The organism is Burkholderia arboris (assembly GCF_902499125.1).
In the GTDB taxonomy this organism is placed as follows: domain Bacteria; phylum Pseudomonadota; class Gammaproteobacteria; order Burkholderiales; family Burkholderiaceae; genus Burkholderia; species Burkholderia arboris.
Genome location: NZ_CABVPX010000022.1, coordinates 1 through 23,443, shown reverse-complemented (window position 1 = coordinate 23,443; position 23,443 = coordinate 1). Strand labels below are relative to the sequence as shown.

At 68.5% G+C, this 23,443-nt stretch carries 15 protein-coding genes; 11 read left to right on the top strand and 4 right to left on the bottom strand.

Annotated features, from left to right (window positions below; genetic code table 11):
• Positions 1-9: 9 nt before the first annotated feature.
• From BLA15945_RS24490 to BLA15945_RS24460, 7 genes are all read left to right on the top strand, one after another.
• Positions 10-1,434 carry an aldehyde dehydrogenase family protein gene (locus BLA15945_RS24490; RefSeq protein WP_174993559.1) on the top strand — a complete coding sequence of 475 codons (1,425 nt, stop codon included), beginning with the start codon at positions 10-12 and terminating at the stop codon, positions 1,432-1,434.
• Between the two features lie 127 nt (positions 1,435-1,561).
• Positions 1,562-3,064: a M81 family metallopeptidase gene (locus BLA15945_RS24485; RefSeq protein ID WP_174993558.1), complete on the top strand. Its 1,503-nt coding sequence runs from the start codon at positions 1,562-1,564 to the stop codon at positions 3,062-3,064.
• A gap of 122 nt (positions 3,065-3,186) precedes the next feature.
• Entirely contained in the window at positions 3,187-4,374 is a 1,188-nt protein-coding gene (locus tag BLA15945_RS24480; protein WP_174993557.1) for a beta-propeller fold lactonase family protein, read from the top strand.
• Positions 4,375-4,635: 261 nt separating this feature from the next.
• Complete coding sequence (locus tag BLA15945_RS24475) at positions 4,636-7,005, top strand: GH92 family glycosyl hydrolase (protein ID WP_174993556.1); 2,370 nt, start codon at positions 4,636-4,638, stop codon at positions 7,003-7,005.
• 393 nt (positions 7,006-7,398) lie between these two features.
• Positions 7,399-9,894, top strand: coding sequence for a GH92 family glycosyl hydrolase (locus BLA15945_RS24470; RefSeq protein ID WP_174993610.1), 2,496 nt, complete (start codon positions 7,399-7,401; stop codon positions 9,892-9,894).
• A 74-nt stretch (positions 9,895-9,968) separates the two neighbouring features.
• The gene (locus tag BLA15945_RS24465) at positions 9,969-12,848 is read left to right on the top strand and encodes a glycoside hydrolase family 2 protein (protein WP_174993555.1); all 2,880 of its coding nucleotides are present in this window, start codon (positions 9,969-9,971) and stop codon (positions 12,846-12,848) included.
• Positions 12,849-12,953: 105 nt separating this feature from the next.
• Positions 12,954-13,163, top strand: coding sequence for a hypothetical protein (locus BLA15945_RS24460; protein WP_174993554.1), 210 nt, complete (start codon positions 12,954-12,956; stop codon positions 13,161-13,163).
• Between the two features lie 46 nt (positions 13,164-13,209).
• Here BLA15945_RS24460 and BLA15945_RS37880 read toward each other — a convergent pair whose 3' ends face one another.
• Entirely contained in the window at positions 13,210-13,344 is a 135-nt protein-coding gene (locus tag BLA15945_RS37880; protein ID WP_006767081.1) for a hypothetical protein, read from the bottom strand.
• 403 nt (positions 13,345-13,747) lie between these two features.
• Between BLA15945_RS37880 and BLA15945_RS24455 the strand changes: the two genes are divergently transcribed.
• On the top strand, positions 13,748-14,236 hold the full coding sequence (locus tag BLA15945_RS24455; RefSeq protein WP_059241242.1) for a hypothetical protein: 489 nt from the start codon (positions 13,748-13,750) through the stop codon (positions 14,234-14,236).
• Positions 14,237-14,306: 70 nt separating this feature from the next.
• Positions 14,307-15,116, top strand: coding sequence for an alpha/beta fold hydrolase (locus BLA15945_RS24450; protein WP_174993553.1), 810 nt, complete (start codon positions 14,307-14,309; stop codon positions 15,114-15,116).
• Positions 15,117-15,158: 42 nt separating this feature from the next.
• Here the strand turns inward: BLA15945_RS24450 and BLA15945_RS24445 are convergent, their stop codons facing one another.
• Genes BLA15945_RS24445 through BLA15945_RS24435 form a run of 3 tightly spaced genes read right to left on the bottom strand, consistent with a single transcriptional unit; the run spans position 15,159 to position 19,227 of the window.
• Positions 15,159-17,147 carry a DUF4034 domain-containing protein gene (locus BLA15945_RS24445; RefSeq protein ID WP_233464285.1) on the bottom strand — a complete coding sequence of 663 codons (1,989 nt, stop codon included), beginning with the start codon at positions 17,145-17,147 and terminating at the stop codon, positions 15,159-15,161.
• Positions 17,148-17,161: 14 nt separating this feature from the next.
• A complete protein-coding gene (locus BLA15945_RS24440; protein ID WP_174993551.1) occupies positions 17,162-17,944 on the bottom strand; it encodes a DUF1266 domain-containing protein in 783 nt (260 codons plus the stop codon).
• Positions 17,938-19,227, bottom strand: a complete 1,290-nt coding sequence (locus tag BLA15945_RS24435; RefSeq protein ID WP_174993550.1) for a hypothetical protein — start codon at positions 19,225-19,227, stop codon at positions 17,938-17,940. The genes BLA15945_RS24440 and BLA15945_RS24435 overlap by 7 nt, the downstream gene beginning before the upstream one ends.
• Positions 19,228-19,839: 612 nt before the next feature.
• Here BLA15945_RS24435 and ampC point away from each other — a divergent pair.
• Entirely contained in the window at positions 19,840-21,009 is a 1,170-nt protein-coding gene (gene ampC, locus BLA15945_RS24430) for a class C beta-lactamase (RefSeq protein ID WP_174993549.1), read from the top strand.
• 164 nt (positions 21,010-21,173) lie between these two features.
• Positions 21,174-23,285: a hypothetical protein gene (locus BLA15945_RS24425; RefSeq protein ID WP_174993548.1), complete on the top strand. Its 2,112-nt coding sequence runs from the start codon at positions 21,174-21,176 to the stop codon at positions 23,283-23,285.
• Positions 23,286-23,443 lie beyond the last annotated feature (158 nt).

Here is a 23,443-nt window from a genome sequence, read left to right as displayed (position 1 = left end):
GAGCATTCGATGCGAACAGCACAACAATCCTATGTCGATGGCCAGTGGCTCGATCCCGCCGATGCGAGGTCGATCGACGTGATCGATCCGGCCAGCGCGCGGCCGTATGCGCAGCTCAGGATCGGCGGCGCGGCCGACGTCGACCGTGCGGTCGGCGCGGCGAAGCGGGCTTTCGACACGTACTCGCACGGGTCCGTGGACGAGCGCGTCGCGCTGCTGCAGCGCATCCTCGAGATCTACCGGCGCCGCTACGAAGAAGTCGCGCAGACGATCAGCCAGGAGATGGGCGCGCCGATCGCATTCGCGCGCGCGATGCAGGCCGCGGTCGGTACCGCGCACCTCGAGCAGACGATCCGGGCGCTGCAGTCGTTCCGCTTCAGCACGCAGACCGATTCGCTGCTGGTGTCGCACGAACCGATCGGCGTGTGCGCGCTGATCACGCCGTGGAACTGGCCGATCAACCAGATCGTATGCAAGGTCGCGCCGGCGCTGGCGGCCGGCTGCACGATGGTGCTCAAGCCGAGCGAGATCGCGCCGTTCAGCGCAATCCTGTTCGCCGAGATCCTGCACGAGGCCGGCGTGCCGCCCGGCGTGTTCAACCTCGTGCACGGCTACGGGCACGAGGTGGGCGACGCGCTGTCGCGGCATCCGGATGTCGCCATGGTGTCGTTCACGGGTTCGACGCGTGCGGGCGTCGAGGTCGCGAAGGCGGCCGCCGATACCGTGAAGCGCGTGCATCAGGAACTCGGCAGCAAGAGCCCGAACCTGATTCTGCCCGATGCCGATATCGAGGACGCGGTCGCGCGTGGCGCGCGCAGCTGCTTCAGCAACAGCGGCCAGTCGTGCAATGCGCCGACGCGGATGCTCGTGCATGTCGATCATCTGGCGCGGGCCGAGCAGGCGGCGCGGCGCGAGGCGGAGCGCACCGTCGTCGGCGATCCGCGTTCGGCCGAAACCGGTATCGGGCCGGTTGTCAGCCGCACGCAGTTCGACCGGATCCAGCATTTCATCCGGCTCGGGATCGAAGAGGGCGCGACGCTCGTCGCGGGTGGCCCCGGTCGGCCGGAAGGGCTCGGCGACGGCTTCTACGTGCGGCCGACGGTATTCTCGAACGTCACGCCGGCGATGACGATTGCGGCCGAGGAAATCTTCGGGCCGGTGCTGTCGATCATGACCTACCGGACCGAGGAAGAAGCCGTCGCGCTCGCGAACGATTCGGTGTACGGGCTCGCGGCCTACGTGCAGTCGAAGGATCTCGAGCGCGCACGCCGGGTCGCGGCGCGGTTGCGCGCCGGCAACGTCCACATCAACTACCCGGCGTGGAACCCGGCCGCGCCGTTCGGCGGCTACAAGCGCTCGGGCAACGGACGCGAGTACGCGGAGTTCGGCCTCGTCGAGTATCTGGAAACGAAAGGGACGACGGGGTACGCTTGAGCGACGTGCGGCGGCGTCCTGCGGGGCGCCGCGCGCCGATATCGATTGCGGGGAGCTGGACGATGCGGGTTATGCAGATGAACGAACGCATGCGCGGTGTGGCCGCGCTCGCGGAGGGGGGCGCGCGATGAAGATCCTGATCGCCCGGATGAATCACGAGACCAACACGTTCTCGCCGGTGCCGACGCCGCTCGCCGCGTTCGGCCGCAACGGCCCCGACTGGGGCGACGATGCGTATCGCGCGAATCGCGGGATGCGCACCGCGATGGCCGCGTTCATCGACGCGGCCGAGCGCGAAGGTGCCGACATCGTGACGCCCGTGTCGGCAGCCGCGAACCCGAGCGGGCCCGTCGCGGCCGACGCGTATGCGGCGATCTGCGATGCGATCGTCGCGGCCGCGCCCGGTTGCGACGCGGTGATGCTCGATCTGCATGGCGCGATGGTCGCCGAGCAGAGCGCGGACGGCGAGGGCGACCTGCTCGCGCGCGTGCGCGCGGCGCTCCCCGATGCGCCGATCGCGGTTGCGCTCGACCTGCACGCGAACGTCACGCAGAAGATGATCGATCACGCGGACGTGATCGTGAGTTTCAAGACCTATCCGCACGTCGACATGTTCGAGACCGGCGAGCATGCGGCGCGCGTGCTGCTCGACCGGCTGCAAGGCCGCGCACGGCCGGTGCTCGCGTGGCGGCAGCCGCCGCTGATGACGTCGACGCTGCGCAGCGCGAGCGCGGAAGGCGCGATGCGGCGCGCGGTGGAGGCCGCGCGCGCGGCGGAAGCCGACGGGATGCTGGCGGTATCGGTGCTGCCCGGCTTCTCGCTCGCGGATATTCCCGCGCCATGCATCAGCGTGATCGTGGTGGCCGACGGCGACCGCGCCGCGGCCGACGCGGTGGCCGAGCGCATCGCACGGCAGATCTGGGACACGCGCGACGACTTCGTCTATCGCAGCGCGCCGCTGGCCGAATCGGTTGCGCAGGCTGCGGCGCTCGCGCACGGCGCGGATCGCCCGGTGCTGATGCTCGATCACGGCGACAACTGCATGTCGGGCGGCCCGTGCGACACGATGGACCTGCTCGAGGCGGCACTCGCGCACGGGCTCGACGGCATCGTCAGCGGGCCGTTGTGCGACCCCGATGCCGTCGCCGCGCTGATCGACGCGGGCGTCGGCGCAACCGTCACGGTGCCGGTCGGCAACCGGCTGCCGTCGCACGGCGGCGTGCGGCGCGAGCCGTTCCGTGCGACGGGCGTCGTGCGTGCGATCACCGACGGCGAATACGTGATCACGGGGCCGACTTACACCGGGCAACGCGCGTACATGGGCCGCGCGGCCGTGCTCGATATCGGCACGGCCACGCTCGTCGTCACCGAGCGGACGCAGGAGCCGTGGGACCTCGGCGTGTTCGAGAGCGTCGGCGTCGATCCGCGCCGCGCGCGCTTCCTGCTGTTGAAGTCGCGGATGTACTGCCGGCCGGTGTTCGTGCCGATCGCGGCCGCGCTGGTCGAATGCGACAGCCGCGGCGTGACGGGCTCGGACTACGGACTGTTCCGCTACGCGCGGCTCGAGCGGCCCGTGTATCCGCTCGACGAAGCCGCCCAGTGGTCGTCGGGCGCGCGGCCGGCGGCCTGACGGAGCGGGGCGCGAGACGCCGGAGTCGCGCGCTTTCGGGCATCATGCGGTGGCACCGGCCCGTCGAGCAGCAGGGCCGGGCAATCCATTGCGTCCGCAACCGATCCGGAGAACCGACCGCCATGCAATCGAATCCTTTCCGCCTGCGCAGCGCGCGCCTGCTCGCCGCGCTGACCCTCGCCACGACGGCCGTCGCCGTGCACGCCGCCGACTGGATCGTGTCCGGCAACGACGGCAAGTACCAGCGCGTCGAGGGCCGCGACACCTATCTGCCGTCCCCGCCCGCCGACACGCTGACGCTGCTCGACGCCAGCACGTTCCCGCCGAAGGTCGCGCTGCAGGTCGACGTCGAGAACGGCATCCAGGGGCCGCCGCAGGCCGTCGCGATCACGCCCGACGCGAAGCTCGCGCTCGTCGGTGCGCCGACGCGCTACGACACGGCTGCGAAGCAGCTCGTGTTCGACACGTTCCTGCAGGTGGTGAACCTCGATACCACGCCGCCCGCGATCACGCGCATCGAGCTCGGCACGCATCCGCAAGGGATCGCGATCGACCGCTCGGGCCGGCTCGCGCTCGTCGCCAATGTCGACGGCAGCGTGTCGATCCTGCGCATCGACGGCCCGCACGTGACGCTCGACGGCAACCTGAAGATCGGCAAGAAGCGGCTGGCCGGGATCAGCTTCACGCACGACGGCAAGCATGCGCTCGTGTCGTTGCGCGACGAGCAGGGCGTCGCGGTGCTGAACGTCGACGACGGCAAGGTGACCGACAGCGGCACGCGCCTGAGCACGGGCGTCGCGCCTTACACGATCGACGTGTCGAGCGACAACCGCTGGGCCGTCGTCAGCAACGTGGGGCTCGCCGGGCTGCCGGGCTATACGGGCACGCTTGCGGGCGACGCCGATTCGGTCGCGCTGATCGACGTGTCGCGCGTGCCGTTCCGCACGGTCCAGTACCTGACGGTGCCGTCGCTGCCGGAAGGCGTTGCGATCTCGCCGGACGGGAAGTGGATCGCCGTGCAGGCGATGGACGGCTCGAACCTGACGGCCGACAACCCGGGCCGCCACAAGCTCGGCAAGGTGCTGCTGTTCGCGATCCGCGACGGACAGGCCGTGAAGGTGAGCGAGTTGCCCGGTGGCGAAGCCGCACAGGGCATCGTGTTTACCGCCGACAGCCGGCACGTGATCGTGCAGTTCAACGTCGAACGACAGCTTGCGCTGTATGCGGTCGAAGGCGGCAAGCTGCGCGATACGGGCAAGCGGATCGCGCTGACGGGCGGGCCGTCGTCGTTGAGGACGTTGCCGCGCTGACGCCGGCCTCGTCGATTCGTTCGCATCCCTGAGTGCCGATGGCGCCCGGATTCGCCGGGCGCCGGTCGATGCACGTCCGTCGCCCGTCCCGCTGCAACGCAACAAGCGCCGGCAATGTGTACCCAAAGCCACTTAACTCCCGATTGTTTAGTTAAACAAACTGAAAATTCGGGAAACTTCTTGTGGTGAATAAACAGTTGTTACGGCACTGTAAGCCCCTGGGAACGCAGCACAAAACAGTCCCGGCACAGGAGGCCTACGTTGACGAACAGTGCACGCTGGATAGTGGCGGCCATCGCGGTCGCGATAGGAGGCGCCGGATGCGGCGGCGATTCGGTGGACAGCACGCCGGCGCCGATGGCCGCAGGCGTGGTGCCCGCGAACACGACTGTCGCGCCATCGGGCGCGCCTGCCGCGTCTCCCGGTACGCCCGCCGCGCCTGCGGTGCCTGCCGTGGCGCAGGATCTGAAGCTGACGCAGTACGTCGATCCGATGATCGGCACCGATCAGGTTCCGCCGCTCGTTCCCGACATCGCGAATACGGCTCCGGAAGACCTGCTCGGGGGTTTCACGACGCCTGCCGCGACGATGCCCTCCGGGATGGTTCAGTGGGGGCCGGACACGCCGTCCGTGCCGAACACGTGGAGCCCGCCCGGTTATCACTACAGCCAGACGAGCATCACCGGCTTCAGCCTCACGCACCTGAGCGGCGTGGGCTGCAGCGCGGGCGGCGCGCTGCCGGTGTTCCCGGCCGTCGCGGGGCAATCCGGCCCGGCTGCGTTCAAGCATGCGAACGAAACGGCGCGGCCCGGCTACTACGGCGTGACGTTCGACAACGGCATTCGCACCGAGCTGAGCGCCACGCTGCGCTCGGGCATCGCGCGCTTCGTATGGCCGGCCGGCCAGCGCGGGCAGCTCAATCTCGCGGCGAAGACCAACGCGGCGTCGTGGGGCGGCTCGATCGCGCAGGACCCGAACGATCCGCAGGCGCTGTCGGGGTCGATGACGGGCGGCAGCTTCTGCAGCAGCGGGCAGACCTACAAGATCTACTTCTATGCGCGTGTCGACCAGCCGTTTACCGCGAAGCTCGGCAGCGGTAGCGCGCAACTGACGTTCGCGTCGTCGTCCGGTGCGCCGTCGACGGTGAACCTGAAGGTCGGGATCTCGTACGTCAGCGTGAAGAACGCGAAGGACAACCTCGACGGCGAGAGCGGCACGCAGACCTTCGACCAGATCGCCGCGCAGGCCGACGCGACCTGGAACCAGGCGCTCAACGCGATCCAGGTCACGGGCGGCAGCGCCGGCAACCTGAAGAAGTTCTATACCGCGCTGTATCACGTGCTGCTTGCGCCGAGCGTGTTCAGCGACGCGAACGGCGACTACCTGACGATGGGCGGCAAGACCGCTAATGCAGGCAAGGACCGCATCCACTACACGACGTTCTCGAGCTGGGACACGTACCGTTCGCTGATGCCGCTGGTGGCATGGCTGAAGCCGGCGGCCGCGGGCGACATGATGCAGTCGCTCGTCGACGATGCCGGGACGTGCGGCGGCGCGTTCCCGAAGTGGGTCGAAGGCAATACGAGCAGCGACGTGATGCCGGGCGACAACGTGCCGATCCTCATTGCGCAGAGCTACCTGTACGGTGCGACGGGCTTCGATGCAAAGAAGGCGCTGTCGATCATGCTCGACACGGCGTCGGGCGCCGTCGCCGCATGCAAGGGTGTCACGGCGCTGCCGGGGCTCGCGCAGTACCGGAAGTACGGCTACCTGCCTGCCGATGCGTCGATCCAGGTCGACAGCAGCCACAGCGGCGGCACGGCGTCGACGACGCTCGAATATGCGACGACCGACTACGCGATCTCGCGCTTCGCGCAAGCGCTCGGCGACACGGGCAACGCCGCGAAGCTGCTCGCACGGTCGGCGAACTGGAAGAACGTGATCAATCCGGCCGCGCCCGGCAGCCAGGGCGCGACACTGCCGCGCCTGTCCGATCGCAACAGCGACGGCAGCTGGGTCGCGAATTCGTTCGATGAAATCGAAGGGAACGTCGAGCAGTACACGTGGATGGTGCCGTTCGACATCCCGGGGCTGATGGGCGTGCTGGGCGGCGACGCGGCGGTCGTGCCGCGACTCGACACGTTCAACACGTACCTGAATGCAGGTTCGAAGAGCCCGCATCTGTGGATCGGCAACGAGCCGGCCTTCGCGACGCCGTGGCTCTACAACTGGACGAGCCGCCCCGACAAGACGCAGGCGCTCGTGCGCCGGATTCTCGACGAGCAGTTCACGACCGCGGCGTCCGGCTTGCCGGGCAACGACGACGAAGGTGCGACGTCGGGCTGGTTCGTCTGGGCCGCGCTCGGCCTCTACCCGGAAATTCCGGCCGTGCCGGGCTTCACGCTGACGAGCCCGCTGTTCCCGCACGCGACGATCCGGCTCGGCAACGGCAAGACGCTGACGATCGATACCGACCATCCCGGTTCGATCTACGTGAAGAACGCCGCGCTGAACGGTGCGCCGTTGACGGGCACGTGGATCGATTTCGCGCAGGTAAGCAACGGCGGCGCGCTCACGTTCGGGCTGGACGACACGCCGTCGGCATGGGGCAAATCGCCGGCCGCGCGATAGCGCGCCGGATGACGGAGGAGGCCGGCGACGGTCGCCGCGGCAGCGGCCGGCGCCGGGCATTCGCAAGCGGAAGTCTGCGCGACGCCGATTGGGTGGGGCAGACGGCGTCGCGCCGCGCAAGGCCGCAAGCCTGGCGGCGCGGCGGAACAGCATCGCCGCCGGATGATTCGTTTAATCAAAGGTACTAAACGAAAAATGAAAAATTCAAGACTCTTGATCGTCTCTGCGCTGACCTGTGCAGCGCTTGCCGCGTGTGGCGGCGACGACGTGAACGGTACCGTGACCGCCAGCAATGGCGGCGCAGACGTGCCGTCGACTTCGGGACCATCGCAACCGGGGCAGCCGGGCCAGCCGTCGCAACCGGGGCAACCGTCCACGCCCACGCGTGCCAACATGCAGCTGACGCAGTTCGTCAACCCGCTCATCGGCACGCAGGTCAACGCGGACTCGGGCTACGCGGGCAACGTGAGCCCGGGTGCGATGGTGCCGTTCGGCATGGTGAACTTCGGGCCGAACACGCCGCGCTACAACTTCAACGGCTCGGGCGGTTACCTGTCGTCGGGCGGCTCGGGCGGCACGATCGACTTCTTCAGCGTCACGCACCTGAGCGGCGTCGGCTGCCCGGGGCAGGGCACGGTCGCGATGCTGCCGACCGATGCGGCGACGGCGATTGCATCGGGCGGGCGGCCGGTCGGCATCGGGTACAGCTATGGGGACGAAACGGCCCAGCCGGGGTACTACAAGGTGCGCCTCGCGAACGGCATCGTGACGGAGCTGAGCGCGACCGCGCGCTCCGGGCTCGCACGCTTCACGTATCCGAACAAGGACAAGGGTTTCTTCTCGATCGATGCGAAGCTGAACGGCAACAGCGATTCGGGCAGCACGAAGGTCACCGCGAACAACGTCGCGCTGGCGCTCGCGAGCGACGGCAAGTCGATGAGCGGGCAGGCCGTGGCGCCGGCATTCTGCACGCCGTACGGCACGGTGTGGAATGCGCCCGTGTATTTCTACGCGACCTTCGACAAGCCGCTGCGCAAGCAGGCCGGCACGTCGTCGGTGAACACCGCCAGCAACGGCGCGGCGACATTGCAGTTCGACCTGACCGATGCGGACCGGACCGTTACCGTGAAGGTCGGGATCTCGTCGGTGAGCATCCGGAACGCGCAGGCCAACCTGAAAGCCGAGGGCGAAAAACTCGCGTTCGACGATGCCCGCACGAACGCATCCGGCCTGTGGAACGACCGGCTCAACACGATCCAGATCGACCAGGCCGCGAATCCCGCCGTGCTGGACGCGACGCAAAAGTCGAACCTCACGAAGTTCTACACCGCGCTCTATCGCGTGTTCGGCACGCCGACGCTCTATAGCGACTCGAACGGCGAATTCCGCAGCATGCGCCAGCCGAGGAACGCGGACGGCAGCTATCCGAAGTCGGTCGACCAGACCGGCACCATTCCGGCGCGCGCGACGGCGAAGGTCGGCGACTATGCGTTCCGGCGCGCCGATGGTTCGCAGGGCGGCGCAGGCAATCACTACACGGGCTTCTCGCTGTGGGACACGTACCGGTCGCAGGCGCAGTTGCTGGCGATGCTCGCGCCGAAGGAATCGAGCGACATGATGCAGTCGCTGGTCGTGGACGCGTTGCAGTGCGGCGCGTTCCCGCACTGGGTCGACGGCAGCGACGACTCGACGCCGATGGCGGGCGACAATGCATTGAACGTGATTGCCGGCGCGTACAAGTTCGGCGCAACCGATTTCGATCTGGTGTCGGCCGCGCGGCTGACGAAGCAGTCCGTATTCGATCCGTCGAGCGCGTGCAACGACCGCACGAGTGCGGCGGGACTCGCCAATTTCCTGACGGCTCACTACCTGTCGCAAAGCGATGACGGCCACTCGTCGTCCGCGACCATCGAGCGCGTGCTGAGCGACCGCTCGGCCGCCGCGTTCCTGCAGGCGCTGCCGGCCAGCGTGCTGAACGCGCCGTCGGTCGGCGTGACGCCGGACAACATCGGCACGCTGTACACGCGGGCAGGATGGTGGCGCAACATCTTCGACTACACGAACAAGGTGATCGCCGCGCGCAACGCACCGCCGTCCGGTTCGGCGCCCGGCACGCTGGGTACGCTCGTGCAGGGTTCGTTCCATGAATCGACGGAACCGAACTACTTCTGGACCTTCGCGCAGGACTGGACCGCGCTGATCGACGCGATCGGCGGCAAGCAGGCGGCCGTCACGCGGCTGAACAACCTGTTTGCGGTCACGACGCCGTTCTCGACCGTGCCGGGCTCCGCCGACCTGAACGGCGGCGAATCGTCCACGAACCTCTATATCGGCAACGAACCGTCGTTCCAGTCGCCGTGGGGATACAACTGGGCCGGGCAACCGAGCGGCGCGCAGTACATCCTGCCGATCATCATGTCGAAGGCGTTCACGACCGGCCGCGACGGGCTGCCGGGCAACGACGACATGGGCGCGACGTCGAGCTGGTACGTGTGGGCGGCGCTCGGCATGTTCCCGGTCATTCCGTCGGAAGCAGGGCTCGCGTTGTCCACGCCGCAGTTCGGCGGGATCACCGTCTGGCTCGGCAACGGCAAGACGCTGCGGCTCGACAGCGACAAGCAGGTTGCGATGGATGCGTCGGGCCGTCCGTCGTTCGCGTACATCCAGTCGCTGAAGGTGAACGGCGCGGATTACGCGGGTTCCTGGCTGCCGCTCGGCACGATCGCCAATGGCGGAACGATGCGCTATGCGTTGTCCGCGACGCCGACGCAATGGGCGGCCGCCGACAACCTGACACCGCCGTCCGGGCCGAACGCGGACTACACGCGCATGACGGCCGGCGGCCCGTCGGCCGCGATGCGCATGCAGCAGCAGGCCGGCACGCGATAAACGCAACCGGGGCGCGCTCGGGATAGCGTCCCGGGTGCGTCGGTCGAGACGACGCAATCAGGGAGGATAACCAAGTGAAATCGAAAGAACGCCGGAAATTCCTGTCCTACAGCGCCGCGCTGGTCGGCACGAGCTGGCTCGCGGGCTGTAACGGCGATATCGATTCCCCGGCGGGCACGCCGGGCACCGATGGCCCGGCGACGATCACGCCCACGGTGCCCGCCGTGCCGGCCGACCCGGAACACAGCCTGCTGGCCACGCAGGAGCTCGCGCAGAACTGGACGTTCGCGTCCGCGAGCAGCCTGCCGGGTGCGACCGGTGCGCAACTGTCGGGCGCGGGCGGCGTGACGGGCATGGCGCCCGCGACGGTGCCCGGCACCGTGCTGAACAGCATGATCGTCAACGGCAAGTATCCCGATCCGTTCTACGGCCGCATCGTCACGAACACCCTTCCCGATACGCTGAAGGACACCGACTACTGGTACCGGACGACGTTCGCGGCGCCGGCCCGGCAGCCGGGGCAGCGATTGTGGCTGACCTTCGGTGGCGTCAATTACTGCGCCGAGATCTGGCTGAACGGCGCGCTCGTCGGGCGGCTCGAAGGCGCGTTCAAGCACGGCACGTTCGACATCTCGCGGCTGGTGCCGCAGGCGGGGGGCGCAGCCCATCTCGCGGTGCGCGTCGTCAAGCTGGATTTCTCCGAAGGGCCGCTGCTGCCGAACTACAAGAGCGGCGTGACGCGCGGCGGCCGCAACGGCGGCCCGACCGGCGTCACGCTGAAGAACGGCCCGACGTTTTTCTGTTCGGCCGGCTGGGACTGGCTGCCGACGATCCCCGACCGCAATCTCGGCATCTGGCAGCCGGTCTCGTGGTTCACGACCGGCCCGGTGCGCATCGCGGCACTGAATGTCGCGCATACACTGTCCGCCGATCTTTCACGTGCGGAGCTGAGGCTCGACCTCGAACTGGACAACGGCTCGGGTCAGGATCTCGTCGCGACGCTCGTCGGCAGCATCGGCACCGGCGTGACGTTCAGCCACGACATTGCGATTCCCGCATCGACTACCACGACGAAGGTGTCGCTCACGTCGTCGGATATCGCGGCGCTGTCGATCGGGCAGCCGCGCCTGTGGTGGCCGAACGGGTATGGCGAGCCGAACCTCTACGCGGTGACGGTGGGCATCAAGGCGGGACGCGTGCTGTCGGATGCGCGCACGCTGAACGTCGGCCTGCGCCGCATCGAGTATTCGCGCGACATCGGCATGGGCACGCAGCTGAGCATCACCGTCAACGGCCTGCCGATTCTCGTGATGGGCGGCAACTGGGGGCTCGACGAAGCATTGAAGCGCATTCCGCGCGAACGGCTGTTCAACCAGGTGCGACTGCATCGCGATGCGAATCTCAACCTGATCCGCAACTGGAACGGACAGAGTACGAGCGACGATTTCTTCGATGCGTGCGACCGCTACGGGATCCTCGTCTGGCAGGACTTCTTCTTCTCGACCGAAGGAGACGGCTCGGGCGCCGCCAACGTGCCGCGCGATCTCGACAACATCCGCGACGTGATCGCGCGCCACCGTCATCGTCCGTCGATCCTGCTCTGGTGCGGCGGCAACGAAGGCGCGCCGCCGCCGGCGCTCGTCAAGGGGCTCGACGCGCTCGTCACCGAGCTGGATCCGCAACGCCTGTGCCTCACCAGTTCGGCGGGCGATACGGGCGCCGGTGCGGTGAACGGCTACTCGTCCGGCGGGCCGTACAACTGGGCGTCGCCGCAGGCCGCGTTCAGCCGCGGCTACGGCACGACGTCGGTCGCGTTTCACAACGAAGTCGGCTCGCACTCGATCCCGACACTCGAATGCGTCGAGTCGATGCTGCCGCCCGGTTCGTACGAGTGTCCGGACGACTTCTGGGCCGATCGCGACATGAACGGCAACGGTGCGTACTACTATCAGGTCGGCAAGCAGGGCGGCGCCGGCTACATCGCGATGACGGCGCTGCGCTACGGCGCGATCCGCAATCTCGCCGACTTCGCGCGCAAGGCGCAGATGATGAACTACGAGTGCATCCGCTCGATCTACGAGGCGAATGCGGCCGTGATGATCGGCCCGGTGGCCGGGAAGATCACGTCGCCGGCCACCGGCGTGATCATGTGGATGACGAACCCGTCGCAACCGAGTTTCGTGTGGCAGATGTACAGCCACGATCTCGAGGAACATGCGTCGTTCTTCGCGGTGCAGCACGGGTGCCGTCGCGTCAACGCGATCCTCGACGCGAATACCGCCGACGTGACGATCGCGAACCATACGGGCGCGGCCGTGGCCGGCAGCGTCGAGATGCGCGTGTACAACCTGGACGGTACGCTGAGCAGCCGCGCCACGGCCGATGCCGGCGGCGTCGCGAAGGCGTCGTATCGCGTGGTGGCGAACCTGAAGGCGGCAATGGCCGCCGCGAAATCCGACGTGTGCATGGTGTCGCTCGCGTTGACCGATCCGGGCGGCAATCCGCTCGCGGAGAACGTCTACTGGCGGCAGCGCGACGGCGGGGACACGTCGTATACGTCGCTCGACACGATGCCGGGCGCGGCCGTTTCCGTCAGTGCGACGTCGGCCGAGGCCGATGACGTGACGACGCGCATCACGGTCAACGTCGCGAACGTCGGTGCGGGCGTCGCGTTGATGACGCACCTGCAGGCGTTCGACCCGTCGACCGGCGCGCGCATCCTGCCCGCGTTCTACAGCGACAACTACCTGAACCTGGTGCCGGGCGCGAAGCGGCAGATCACGATCGACCTGCCGCATGCGGGCGGCGCACCGGTGTCGCGCGTCGCGCTGCGGATCGACGGGTGGCGGCTCGATCGTCCGAACTGCAGGCTGGGGCTCGGCGGCGTGCCGGTCGTCTTCAACGAGCGTGCGCTGGCGATCGACCCGGCGGTGCCGACGTTCGCGGCATGCTGAGCCGGGCGTGCGCACGATGCGGTGGGACGGTGAACGCCGGGGCGGGTCGCCCGTCGTTCATCCGCTGCGCGTTTCCGGATACCGGGCCCAATCGGGGAATAAAGCGTGGAGACATTGCAGGAGCTGCGCATCCGCGCGCTGAAGCAGGCGCTGGATGACGAAGTGCACGGCTTGTGGATCAGCCATGAGATGGCGACGAACATCATCGCGCGGCTCGACGACGCGATGTCGATCGCGCATGCGTGCGTCGCGGATCGCAACGGCGCCGGTGCGGGCGGCGCGATACCGGCTGACCCGCCCCCCTTCCGGGGTTGAGCGATCGGGCGAGCCTGCCAGGTGTCATGGGGCCGCGTGACCGCGCCTACGGACGCAGTAAATCGAACCCGCCGAATACGACGACGCCGCTGAGCACGATCATCGCGACGGAGTGCTGACCGAAGTAGAGAATTGCCGCGGCAAGCCACGTCGTGATGCAGAAGGCGCCGATGCGGGCCATCGTGTGTTCCTCGAATGCGTGATGCAGTGGGTGCGTGCCGCACGGCGTTCGCCGCTCGAACGGGCGAGCGGGGGCGCAGACGGACGGAAAAAGGCGACCCGCGCAGCCGAGACGGCGGTGTCGGCACGCGCGGCATGCCGCGCCCGAAAGGGCGGGAGTCGAAGCCGGCGGCGTTGCGCGTTCGGGCCCGGAGGCGGCCGATGTGCGCATCCAGCCGGCGAAGCCGCAATTTTACCAGCGCCGCCGTGTCGCGAATCTGGCCCTTTCGCGATGAAAATGCGGCAATCGCGCCGATATCCGTTCGACCCCGATACTCAAGTTTCGTGTGACGAATGCCGTAAACGAGTTGGAAGGCGATTCCCGCCTTCTGTCACGATTCGCTAACGACACACGGACCGACACGATGCAGATCGATTTCTCCACCACCACGCGATCCCCGCTGGCGGACAGCGGCATGAGCGCAAACGCGAACGCAAACGCGCCCGCCGCGACGTCATCCACCGGTGCCGCAACGGATGCCACGAGCGCGACGGGGCCCACCGGCACGACCGGCGCCAACGGGGCGACCGGTACCACCGACGCGAAGGATTCGACCGGCGCCACCGGCGAAACGCTCGGCGCGGCGGGCGCATCGTCGGAAGACCCGGCGGTCGCGCAGTTGAAGGCGCTGATCGAGCGGCTGCAGAAACAGCTTGCGACGCTGGAACGCCAGATGGCCGCCGCCGCCCAGCGCGCGAAGGACGATCCTTCCGCGGCCGTCGAACAACAGTCGCTGAGCGCGGAAGCGAGCGCGATCTCGGCGGCACTCGCGACGGCGATTTCGCAACTCGCGTCGGCGCTCGAGAAATCGGGCGGCTCGTCGTCGGGCGGGCTGGTGTCGACGCACGCCTGAGCGACCACGGCCGCGTCGGCCGCACGCATTACAATCGCAAGCTCGTCTCCCTCGAAAGGATGGCTGAACGATGAATGCGGAACCCGACGACGATCTCGTCCGCTTCGACGCACAAGGCGGCACGCCGCTGCCGGCGGCCGATGCGCAAGGATGGCTCGAGCACGACGGCGCGCGCATCTGGCACGCGTCGTTCGGCCACGGGCCGCCGGTCGTGCTGCTGCACGGCGGCCTCGGTCACGGCGGCAACTGGGGCAACCAGGTGCCGGCGCTGCTCGCGGCCGGCTACCGCGCGATCGTGATCGACAGCCGCGGCCACGGCCGCAGCACGCGCGACGACCAACCCTATTCGTACGAACGCATGGCGTCGGACGTGCTCGCGGTCCTCGACGCGCTGCACGTCGACCGCGCACGCTTCGTCGGCTGGAGCGACGGCGCGTGCATCGCGCTCGTGCTGGCCGCCCGTGCGCCGCAACGCGCGGCCGGCGTGTTCTTCTTCGCGTGCAACATGGATCCGGGCGGCACGAAGGAGATGGTGCCGAGCCCGCTGATCGACCGCTGCTTCGCGCGGCACCGCAAGGATTATGCGCAACTGTCGGCGACGCCGGACCGGTTCGACGCGTTCGTCGCGGCCGTCAGCGAAATGATGCGCACGCAACCGGATTACACCGCGCAGGATCTCGCGGCAATTGCCGTGCCGGTTGCGATCGTGCAGGGCGAACACGACGAATTCATCCGGCCCGAGCATGCGGCGTACCTCGCGCATGCGATTCCGGGCGCGACGTTGACGATCCTGTCCGGCGTGAGCCATTTCGCGCCGCTGCAGCGGCCGGCGCGATTCAACGCGGCGATGCTGGCGTTTCTCGGCCGGCTGCCGGCGTGACGCACGCGCCCGCCGGCGAGCGGGCGCATGCGCCGGTCGTGGTCAGACCATCGCGTTGTCGGCGCCGGGGATCTCGTGCGCCTTGATCTGCTTGCGCTGCAGCTTGTAGCGCAGCTTGCCGAGCATGCCGTCCTCGTGGGCGATGCGCGTGATGTTGAGCACGTATTCGTCGTCCGGCGCGACGGCCTGCGCACCCATGATCCAGCGCACGCTGTCGCGATAGTCGTACAGCGCCTTGTCGTTGATGTCGGCGAGGAAGAACGACAGCGCGGCCATCGCGGCCGGGTGGCCGCCTTCGGCATGCCTGCGCAGTTCATCGACATAGCGGTGACGCGACGCATGATCCTCGATGTCGCCGATGAACATCAGCATGCACTCGAGGCCGTCCGTGTGCCCCATTTCGTGCGCCTTGCGCGCGGCCTCGACGGCCTCGACCTGCATGCGCGCGCGTTCGGCCAGGTCCGTGCTGTTGAGTCCGATGTGGTGATACGTGTACCCGAGCCGGTACGCGGCCATGTTGCCGCCGGCGTCCATCGACTCGCGGAAGTAGTGGGCGGCGCGGTACGGGTCGGCCGCGACGTGCATGCCTTCCTTGTAGAAGCAGCCGAGCAGGTAGTCGCACGAATCGCCGCCTGCCTCGTAGCCGAGCTGGCAGAGTGCGACGGCATCGGCGGGGCGCCGGTTTTCGTATTCCATGGCGGTGGCGAGCTGGTTCCAGGCGAGCGAACCGGGCTCGTTCAGGCGTGCGGCTTCGAGCCACGCGTCGCCGCGCACGTCGTCCTGGGCGAAGCCGAACATGCCGGTGCGATGGGCATAACCGCGCAGGATCATCGCCGACGTGCACGCGCGCGCGTCGGAGGCCCGTTCGATCGCACCGGTCAGCCAGCTGCCTTGCGGGTCGAGGCCGAGCGTCAGCCGCAAGCCTATCGCCATCGCACGGTTGTCGTCGATCGGCTCGTTGCGTTCGGCTTCCTGCAGCCGCGCGTAGGCCTGTTCGTACTCGTTGCGCTTGAAATGGCTGTAGGCGAGCCAGTGCAGCGTCTCCCAGCGGTGATACGGATGCAGCGCGGCCTGCGCGCGGGCGAGCGTCGCGGCCATCGCGCGGCGCACGTCGTCTTCGTCGTCATCCGAATCGAGCGTATTGCCGGCGTAATCGTCGCGCCAGATCTCGTGGCGCAGCCGGTCCTTCTCGACCGCATCGAGGTGTGCGCATGCATCGGAATCGACGAACGCACGGACGTGGTCGTGCGAGCCGCCCCAGCGCGGCTGCATGTACCAGATGAACGTGCGCATCGGAAAGAACAGCTTCGGGTGGACGTGCAGCGTCGCTTCCATCCAGTACCACTTCTCCTTGCGCAGTTTCTTGCCCTGGACCGGGCCGGGCAGCGCTTCGGGAAATTCTGCCGGGCACGCGACCGGCACGTCGGGATTCAATCCCGAACGCGCGAGCATGCGCTGCAGTTCGGCGCGCGTGGCTTCGTCTTCGGCGCCGACGTTCAGGTGCAGTTCGGTGACGGGCCAGCGGCGCTCGCGCACGAGCTGCGTGAGCCATTCGGGCTCGCCGAACGACGACACGCTCGTGAAGATCACCTTCGGCGCGGCCCACATCGTCGGCGCGAGCACCAGCGCGCGCAGCGCGGCGACGGTCGTCATCGCGGCGCACGCATGCGCGCAGATCCAGCCGGCTTCGGTCACCGTCTCGGCCCAGCCGGAACCGCGGTATTCGTAGGCCCAGTGGTGCCAGTAATGCGCTTCGCACAGCCACGCGTGCGCGGAGCGCGGGCTCGCGGCCTGCCATGCGCGCAGGCGCGCGAGGCCCTCGGCGCCGGCGTCGATGCACGGCTGCACGTCGGCAGGCAGCGCGTCGACATACAGCGCTTCGGCCGTGCGGTCGGCGAAGCTGGCGGCGAGTGCGGCGTCGAGCTGTGCGTCGAGCGCGGCAAACTCGCCCGCGCGCAACAGCGCGTCGACGTCGCAGATGAACCAGCGGGGCTTCGCGGGCGGAATCAGGGCGGCGGGAGCGGAGGACATGTCGGTGTCGGTGGTCATGACGAAACGGGTTGGGGATCGAAGATGCGGTAGCGCTTCCACGGCAGCGAAAGCCAGTTTCCGGACGGATTGCGCAGGTGCTCGCGCACTTCCTGCGTGGCGCGCGACGACGCGGGGCCGTCCTGGCCGCTGCCGCGCAGCCAGTGCTGGCGGGCCCGCGCATACGCGAGCCCGAAGTCTTCCCAACTGTCGAAGCTGTCCTGCGCGCGCTGCGCATTGAGCAGCAACACGACCCACGCGTGCTGTTCGGACGTCCAGCCGAGCAGTGCGATGCAGCGCACGAGAAACGCGGTGCGTGCGCAGTCGAAAGCGAGTGCGTCGCGCACGCGCCCGTCGGCAGCGAGCTGTTCGTAGAAGCCTTCGTGCGAGCGGCCGACGCCACGGATCCAGCCCGCGAGGATCGGCGGCACGCGCTGTACGATCTGCCACTCGGGCAGGTCGGCCGGCAGGTCGAGTTCGCGCCGTAACTGGCGCGCGAGCTGTTCGCGTTGCGGGTCGGGCAGCGCGTAGACGAGGTCGTCGCAATCGCAGCGCAGCCCGTTGCGGATCAGCAGGATGTCGGCAAGCGCGAGCGACCAGCGGCGGCGGTTCGGCGGCGCCTGCTCGGCCAGCGTGTGGGCGAGCTTGACCGCCGCGGTCTGCTGGACCGCTACCGCGGCGTCGGCCCCCGCGGCCTGGTCGGCGTCGACTTCGCGCACCATCCGGGCGGCGGCCCGGAACGATCGCCACACGTACCACACGAGCCACAGCACGGCGACGCCGATCAGCAGTTTCAGCATGACGGGCCCCCGTCTGCCGGCGCACGCAGCGCGAACGCGGCGCACAGCGCGGGATCGATCGCGATGCCTTCGATCTCGAAAGCGGTCGTGGCCGGCGGTGCATCGGGTTCGCGCGTGGCCGGCAGCGCATCGGCCGGCAGCGCATGGCGCGCGGCCGCCGCGACGGCCGGATCGATCTGTCGCAGCTGGCCGAGCGCATAGGGCGCGTTGCGCAGCAGCAGCCATTGCAGCGCGGCCGGCGGCTGTGCGAAGTGCTCGATCAGGTGGAAGTTCTCGCTCATCACGCTCAGCAGATGGTCGGGCGAGCGCACGTCGGTGACGAAGGTCCATGCGCCGGCGGCCGCGCCCGGCGCGTCCGGTTCGAACACGAGGCCCATGCCCTCGCAATCGGGATGACGCTCGCCGCGCGGCCCGAGCGCGCGCAGGAACTGGCGGACGTCGTCCGCATAGCGGCGCACCGGGTGGCGGTTCTGCTTGCCCTTGATCTGGTCGATGCGCAGGCCGTTGCCGGCCACCTGCAGGCTGATCGTCACGTGCGGCTGGTTGCCCGCGCCGCGCAGCGTGAACAGGCGCAGCCGGCCCTCCTGCGCGGCCTGCGCGTACTGCTCGCCGTAGCCGCCGCGCAGCCGGCGGCGATCCGCGAACTGGCCAAGGCAGTGCTGCATGTAGTACGACTCGTAAGCGAGTTCCTCGCGCAGCGCCGCATGATCGCCGGCGAATTCGAAGACGATCCCGTTCGGCGTGCGCAGCACCTCGCGCAGCGCGAGGCCGCTGCTCGGCACCCAGCCCTTGTCGCGGCGCGCCTGCATCCGCTGGTGCTCGCGCTCCCACATCTCGAGCGCCATCGTGCACGTGATGCGCTGCAGTTTCTGTGCGAGCCGCGTGCCGGCGCGCGAGCGCAGGAATTCGACCAGCGTGCGCTCGCGGTCGATCAGCAGCATGTGCTCGGGATCGATGAAGTAGAGCGGTGCCGGTTCGGTGGCCGGCGGCGGTGCTGCATCGACCGTCGCGCCGGATGCCGGTTGCGCGCGGAACCGGCGCACGAGCCAGTCGGGCGCCGGCCGGTCGGCGCCGGCGTGCAAGCGGTAATCGGCGAGCGAATCGAGCGGCTGCGCCTGCTCGAACGCACCGACGACCCAGCGGAAAAAATGGTTGCCGAGCCACGCGAGGATGTCGGCCGGATCGCCGCGCTCGGCGCTGCGGCGGGCGATGGCCGCCTTGATGTCGGGCGCATTGACGACATCGCGCGGCCGGTAGGCGGACGCGCCCACGGTTTCGGTCACGGGGTCACTCTCCGGTCAGGCAGGGCGTGCGCGGGCAACGCGCGCGGGACCCTGGCGGTTCTTTCGGCTCAAGGGCGAAACGGCGAACGGGCGCGCAAGACAAGCGCGGCGGCGTTGCGGGTTCCGGTTCGGGGCGGTCGATGCGTGAAAATCACGCGGCCGCGCGGTAGCCAATGACGCGGGAGCGGGCGATCAGCGAATGGCGATTCATTGTTTCTCTCAGGATGGATTCTATTTTTTTGCTTCCGCGAGTCTACTTCGATCCATGCGGGTGAATCAATCGCGCGGTGCGCCGACATGGGCGGATCTGACCAGGCTTGTCTCTTTTTCTTCGATTTTCGATGGAGCGCCATTCGGCGGCCGGATTCGATGCGGTTAAAAGCGCCCGATTTTCCCGGCAAACGGGCGGGCGGCCTTGCGCGTGCAGCGATGCAATCCCGCGCCCGGCATATCTCATAAGTTTTTCTTTAGGCTCGCGCAACTTATCGTCGATTGTTGGCGGCCGGCCGGTAGCGGATAGTCCTGCTTCGACAGGCCGGCCGCCGCATCTTCCGCGCGGCGCGGCCGGATCTGTTGTCCATGCAACCATCAGAAATCAAAGGAACCGCAACCATGCGATTCAACGCGACACGCTTCGCCGCGACCCTGTTCGTCGCCGCATGCGCCACCGCGACGGCCGGCCGCGCGGCCGCCGTCACGCAGGACGACCTCCACGACACCGTGACCCGCCATATCGCGCCGTTGATGAAACAGTACGCCGTTCCCGGCATGGCGGTCGGCATCGTCGCCGACGGCAAGCCCTACGTGTTCGATTACGGCGTGATGTCGAAGCAGACCGGCAAGCCCGTCACCGGCGACACGCTGTTCGAGATCGGCTCGGTCAGCAAGACGATGACGGCGACGCTGGCGGCCGACGCGCAGGAGGGCGGCGAACTGTCGCTCGCGGACCCGGCGGGAAAATACCTGCCCGCGTTGCAGGGCAAGCCGTTCGGCGTCGTCACGCTGCTCAATCTCGGCACGCATACGCCTGGCGGTATGCCGCTGCAGGTGCCGGACAGCATCCGCAACGACGCGGACCTGATGCGTTATCTCGACGCGTGGCGGCCCGCGTATGCGCCGGGCACGCGCCGCACCTATTCGAACGTCGCGATCGGGATGCTCGGCTATCTCACCGCGAAGGCGATGCACAAGGATTTCGCGGTGCTGATGGAGCAACGGCTCTTCCCCGCGCTCGGGATGATGCATACGTACATCAACGTGCCGGCCGCGCGTCAGGCCGACTATGCACAGGGCTATGCGAAGGACGGCAAACCGACCCGGATGACACCCGGCATGCTGTGGCAGCCGGCGTATGGCGTGCGGACCACGGCGGCCGACCTGCTGCGTTTCGTGCAGGCGAACATGGGCCTGATCCAGACGTCGCCGCGGCTGCAGCGCGCGATCGAGCGCACGCATACCGGCTATTTCAGCGCGGGGCCGCTGACGCAGGACCTGATCTGGGAACAGTATCCGTATCCGGTTGCGTTGCCGACGCTGATCGAAGGCAATGCGCCGCCGATGCTGTTCAACGCGACGCCGGCCAGCGCGATCAAGCCGCCGCTTGCGCCGAATCCGGACACATGGATCAACAAGACGGGCTCGACCAACGGCTTCAGCACGTATGTCGCGTTCGTCCCCGCGAAGCGGATCGCGATCGTGATGCTCGCGAACGGCAACGTGCCGATCGAGGATCGCGTGAAGGCCGCGTACCGGATTCTCGGCTCGCTCGACGACGGGCGGTAACGTTTCCACGGCCGGGCCGGATACGCCGCCCGGCCCGGTACGCCCCAAAAAAACTGATACCTGTATCGGCGCGCTTCTGCAAAACGAAATACGCGCATCGCATCCCCTGAGCAGAATCCGGGCAGATCTCCGGGCGTGTCCGGACATTCCAGTCAGGGGGAAACATGCAGAAGACCACTCTCGCACGGCTGCTGTGCGGGCTGACCTTGGTCGGCGCGCTCGGCGCGTGCGGCGGCAACATGGATGGCACGGGCGGCGCGGCCGGCACATCGACGAACGCGGCCGGCGGCACCGACAACGGCAAGGGCAACGGCGGTACGCCGCCGGGCCAGCAAGTCGCGAACCGCGCGCTCGTGATCGAGCTCGACGGCGTCACATACGCGGCGCTCGCGGCCGGCATCGCCGGCGGCACGCTGCCGAACCTCGCGAAGCTGCATATTGCGCCAGCCTACAGCGGCGGCGTGAACGGCCTGCTGTCGCAGCAGCCGAACCTCGATACGCCGAGCTGGGCCACGCTGCTCACGGGTGCCTGGGGCAATCGTCATCAGGTGCTGTCCGACGCACCGAACCAGGCGCTGCAGGCGCCGACCGCATTCGACACGCTGAAGACCGCGAACGCGGGCCTGCTCGGCGCGGCCGTCGGGTCGCCGGCGCTCGCCGCACTGCTCACGGCCGGCCGCAACGCGGGCAATCTCGACACACTCGCGAATTGTGCGGCGGTCGACAGCTGCGTGACGCAGCAAAGCACCACGATGATCCAGCAGGGATACTCGCTCGTCGTCGCGCAATACCACTCGGCGCAGGATGCGGCGCTGAACTACGGTCTCGGCGCGGCCGCGTATGCGAACACGCTGAAGCAGCTCGACGCGTCCGTCGGCGCGCTCGTCGCCGAAACGGCGAAGCGCAACAAGGAGAACTGGCTGGTCGTGGTCACCGGCGGCCATGGCCTGAACGCGGCCGGCGGCAGCGACGGGCTGCCGTTGCTGTCCGAATCGACGACCTTCATCGCGATGAACCAGGCCGACAACGGCCGCCTCGGCAGCGCCGCGCAGCCGGCGTCGCTGGCCGACCTGCACGCGCGCGCCAGCATCGCGGACATTGCGCCGACCGTGCTCGCGCAGTTCGGCGCGCTGCCCGCGTCGTCCGCGTATGAAATGGATGGCGGCGAACTGATCGGCGCGCAACCGGTGTCGCAGCTCGCCGGTACGGCCAGCACCGACGGCCACAGCGTCGTGCTGACGTGGGCCGCGCCCGCGAGCGGCGCGATCGCGGTGTACCGCGCGGGCCAGCAGATCGCGACGCTGCCGGCCGGCACGACGACCTATACCGACAGCAATCTCGGCCTGACCGCGGCCGGCACCTACAGCTTCGACTACGTGGTGACGGCAGGCGGCGCGCCGCTCGGCAGCATCGTGCGGATCGCGTACGTGCCGCCGCCCCCGCCGCCGCCGCCGCTCGCGGCGACGCTGAAGAACGGCCTCGCGTCGTATTACCCGTTCGGCGCGCTGCCGGCCGTCGATGCGCTGAACGCGAGCACGATGGGCCCGTTCCCGGCCGCCGCGAACGGCGGCTCGCTGGTCGCCGATCCGTTCGGCGGCCAGGCGCTGCAGGTAACGACGCAGACCGTCGACACCAACGGCTACGACGGCTACAAACTCGTGCAGAACGCCGACATCGCGACGCAGGCGCAGTTCACGATCGGCATGTGGCTGAAGACGCCGTGCACCGACGTGGTCGGCTTCGGCACGCCGGTGTTCGCGAACAAGAACTGGCAGAGCGGCAAGAACGCGGGGATCGCGATCGGGCTGTTCCCGCAGGCGTCGGGCGCGCCGTCGGGCACCTGCAACCTCCAGTACAACGCAGGCGACGGCACCAACCGCAACGACCTGAAGACGATGAGCGTGACCGCGAACCAGTGGGTGTACGCGGCGTTCGTGATCGACACGGTTGGCAAGACGATGACGGCCTACACGTTCGACCCGGTGCTCGGCGAGCAGAAGCAGAGCACGCCGCTCACGGTGTCGGTGGCCGCGCTGCCGGGCCTCGGCACGAAGACCTTCGGCGTGAACGAGGACGGCACCGGCCAGTACCACATGCTCGCGTGCGGCTACCCGGCCAGCCATTACAGCGGCGGCTACACGGTCAACGCGTGCACGACGGTCAAGCCGAACGTCGAGAGCTTCTCCGACGTCGCGATGTGGAGCCGCGTCGTGACCGAAGCCGAACTGCAGTCGGTCGCGGGCTCGGGCAAGCCGCTGTCGACGATCCTTCACTGACGGAGTGCCGACATGACCATCGCACATCTGCGCCGCGTGCGCGTCGCGCTCGCGGCCTGCATGCTGAGCGCGCTGGTCGCCGGGTGCGGCGGCGACGATTCGGGCAGCACGGCCGCCGGCGCCGCGAAGGCGAATGCGGCGCCGGCCGGTGCGGGCGG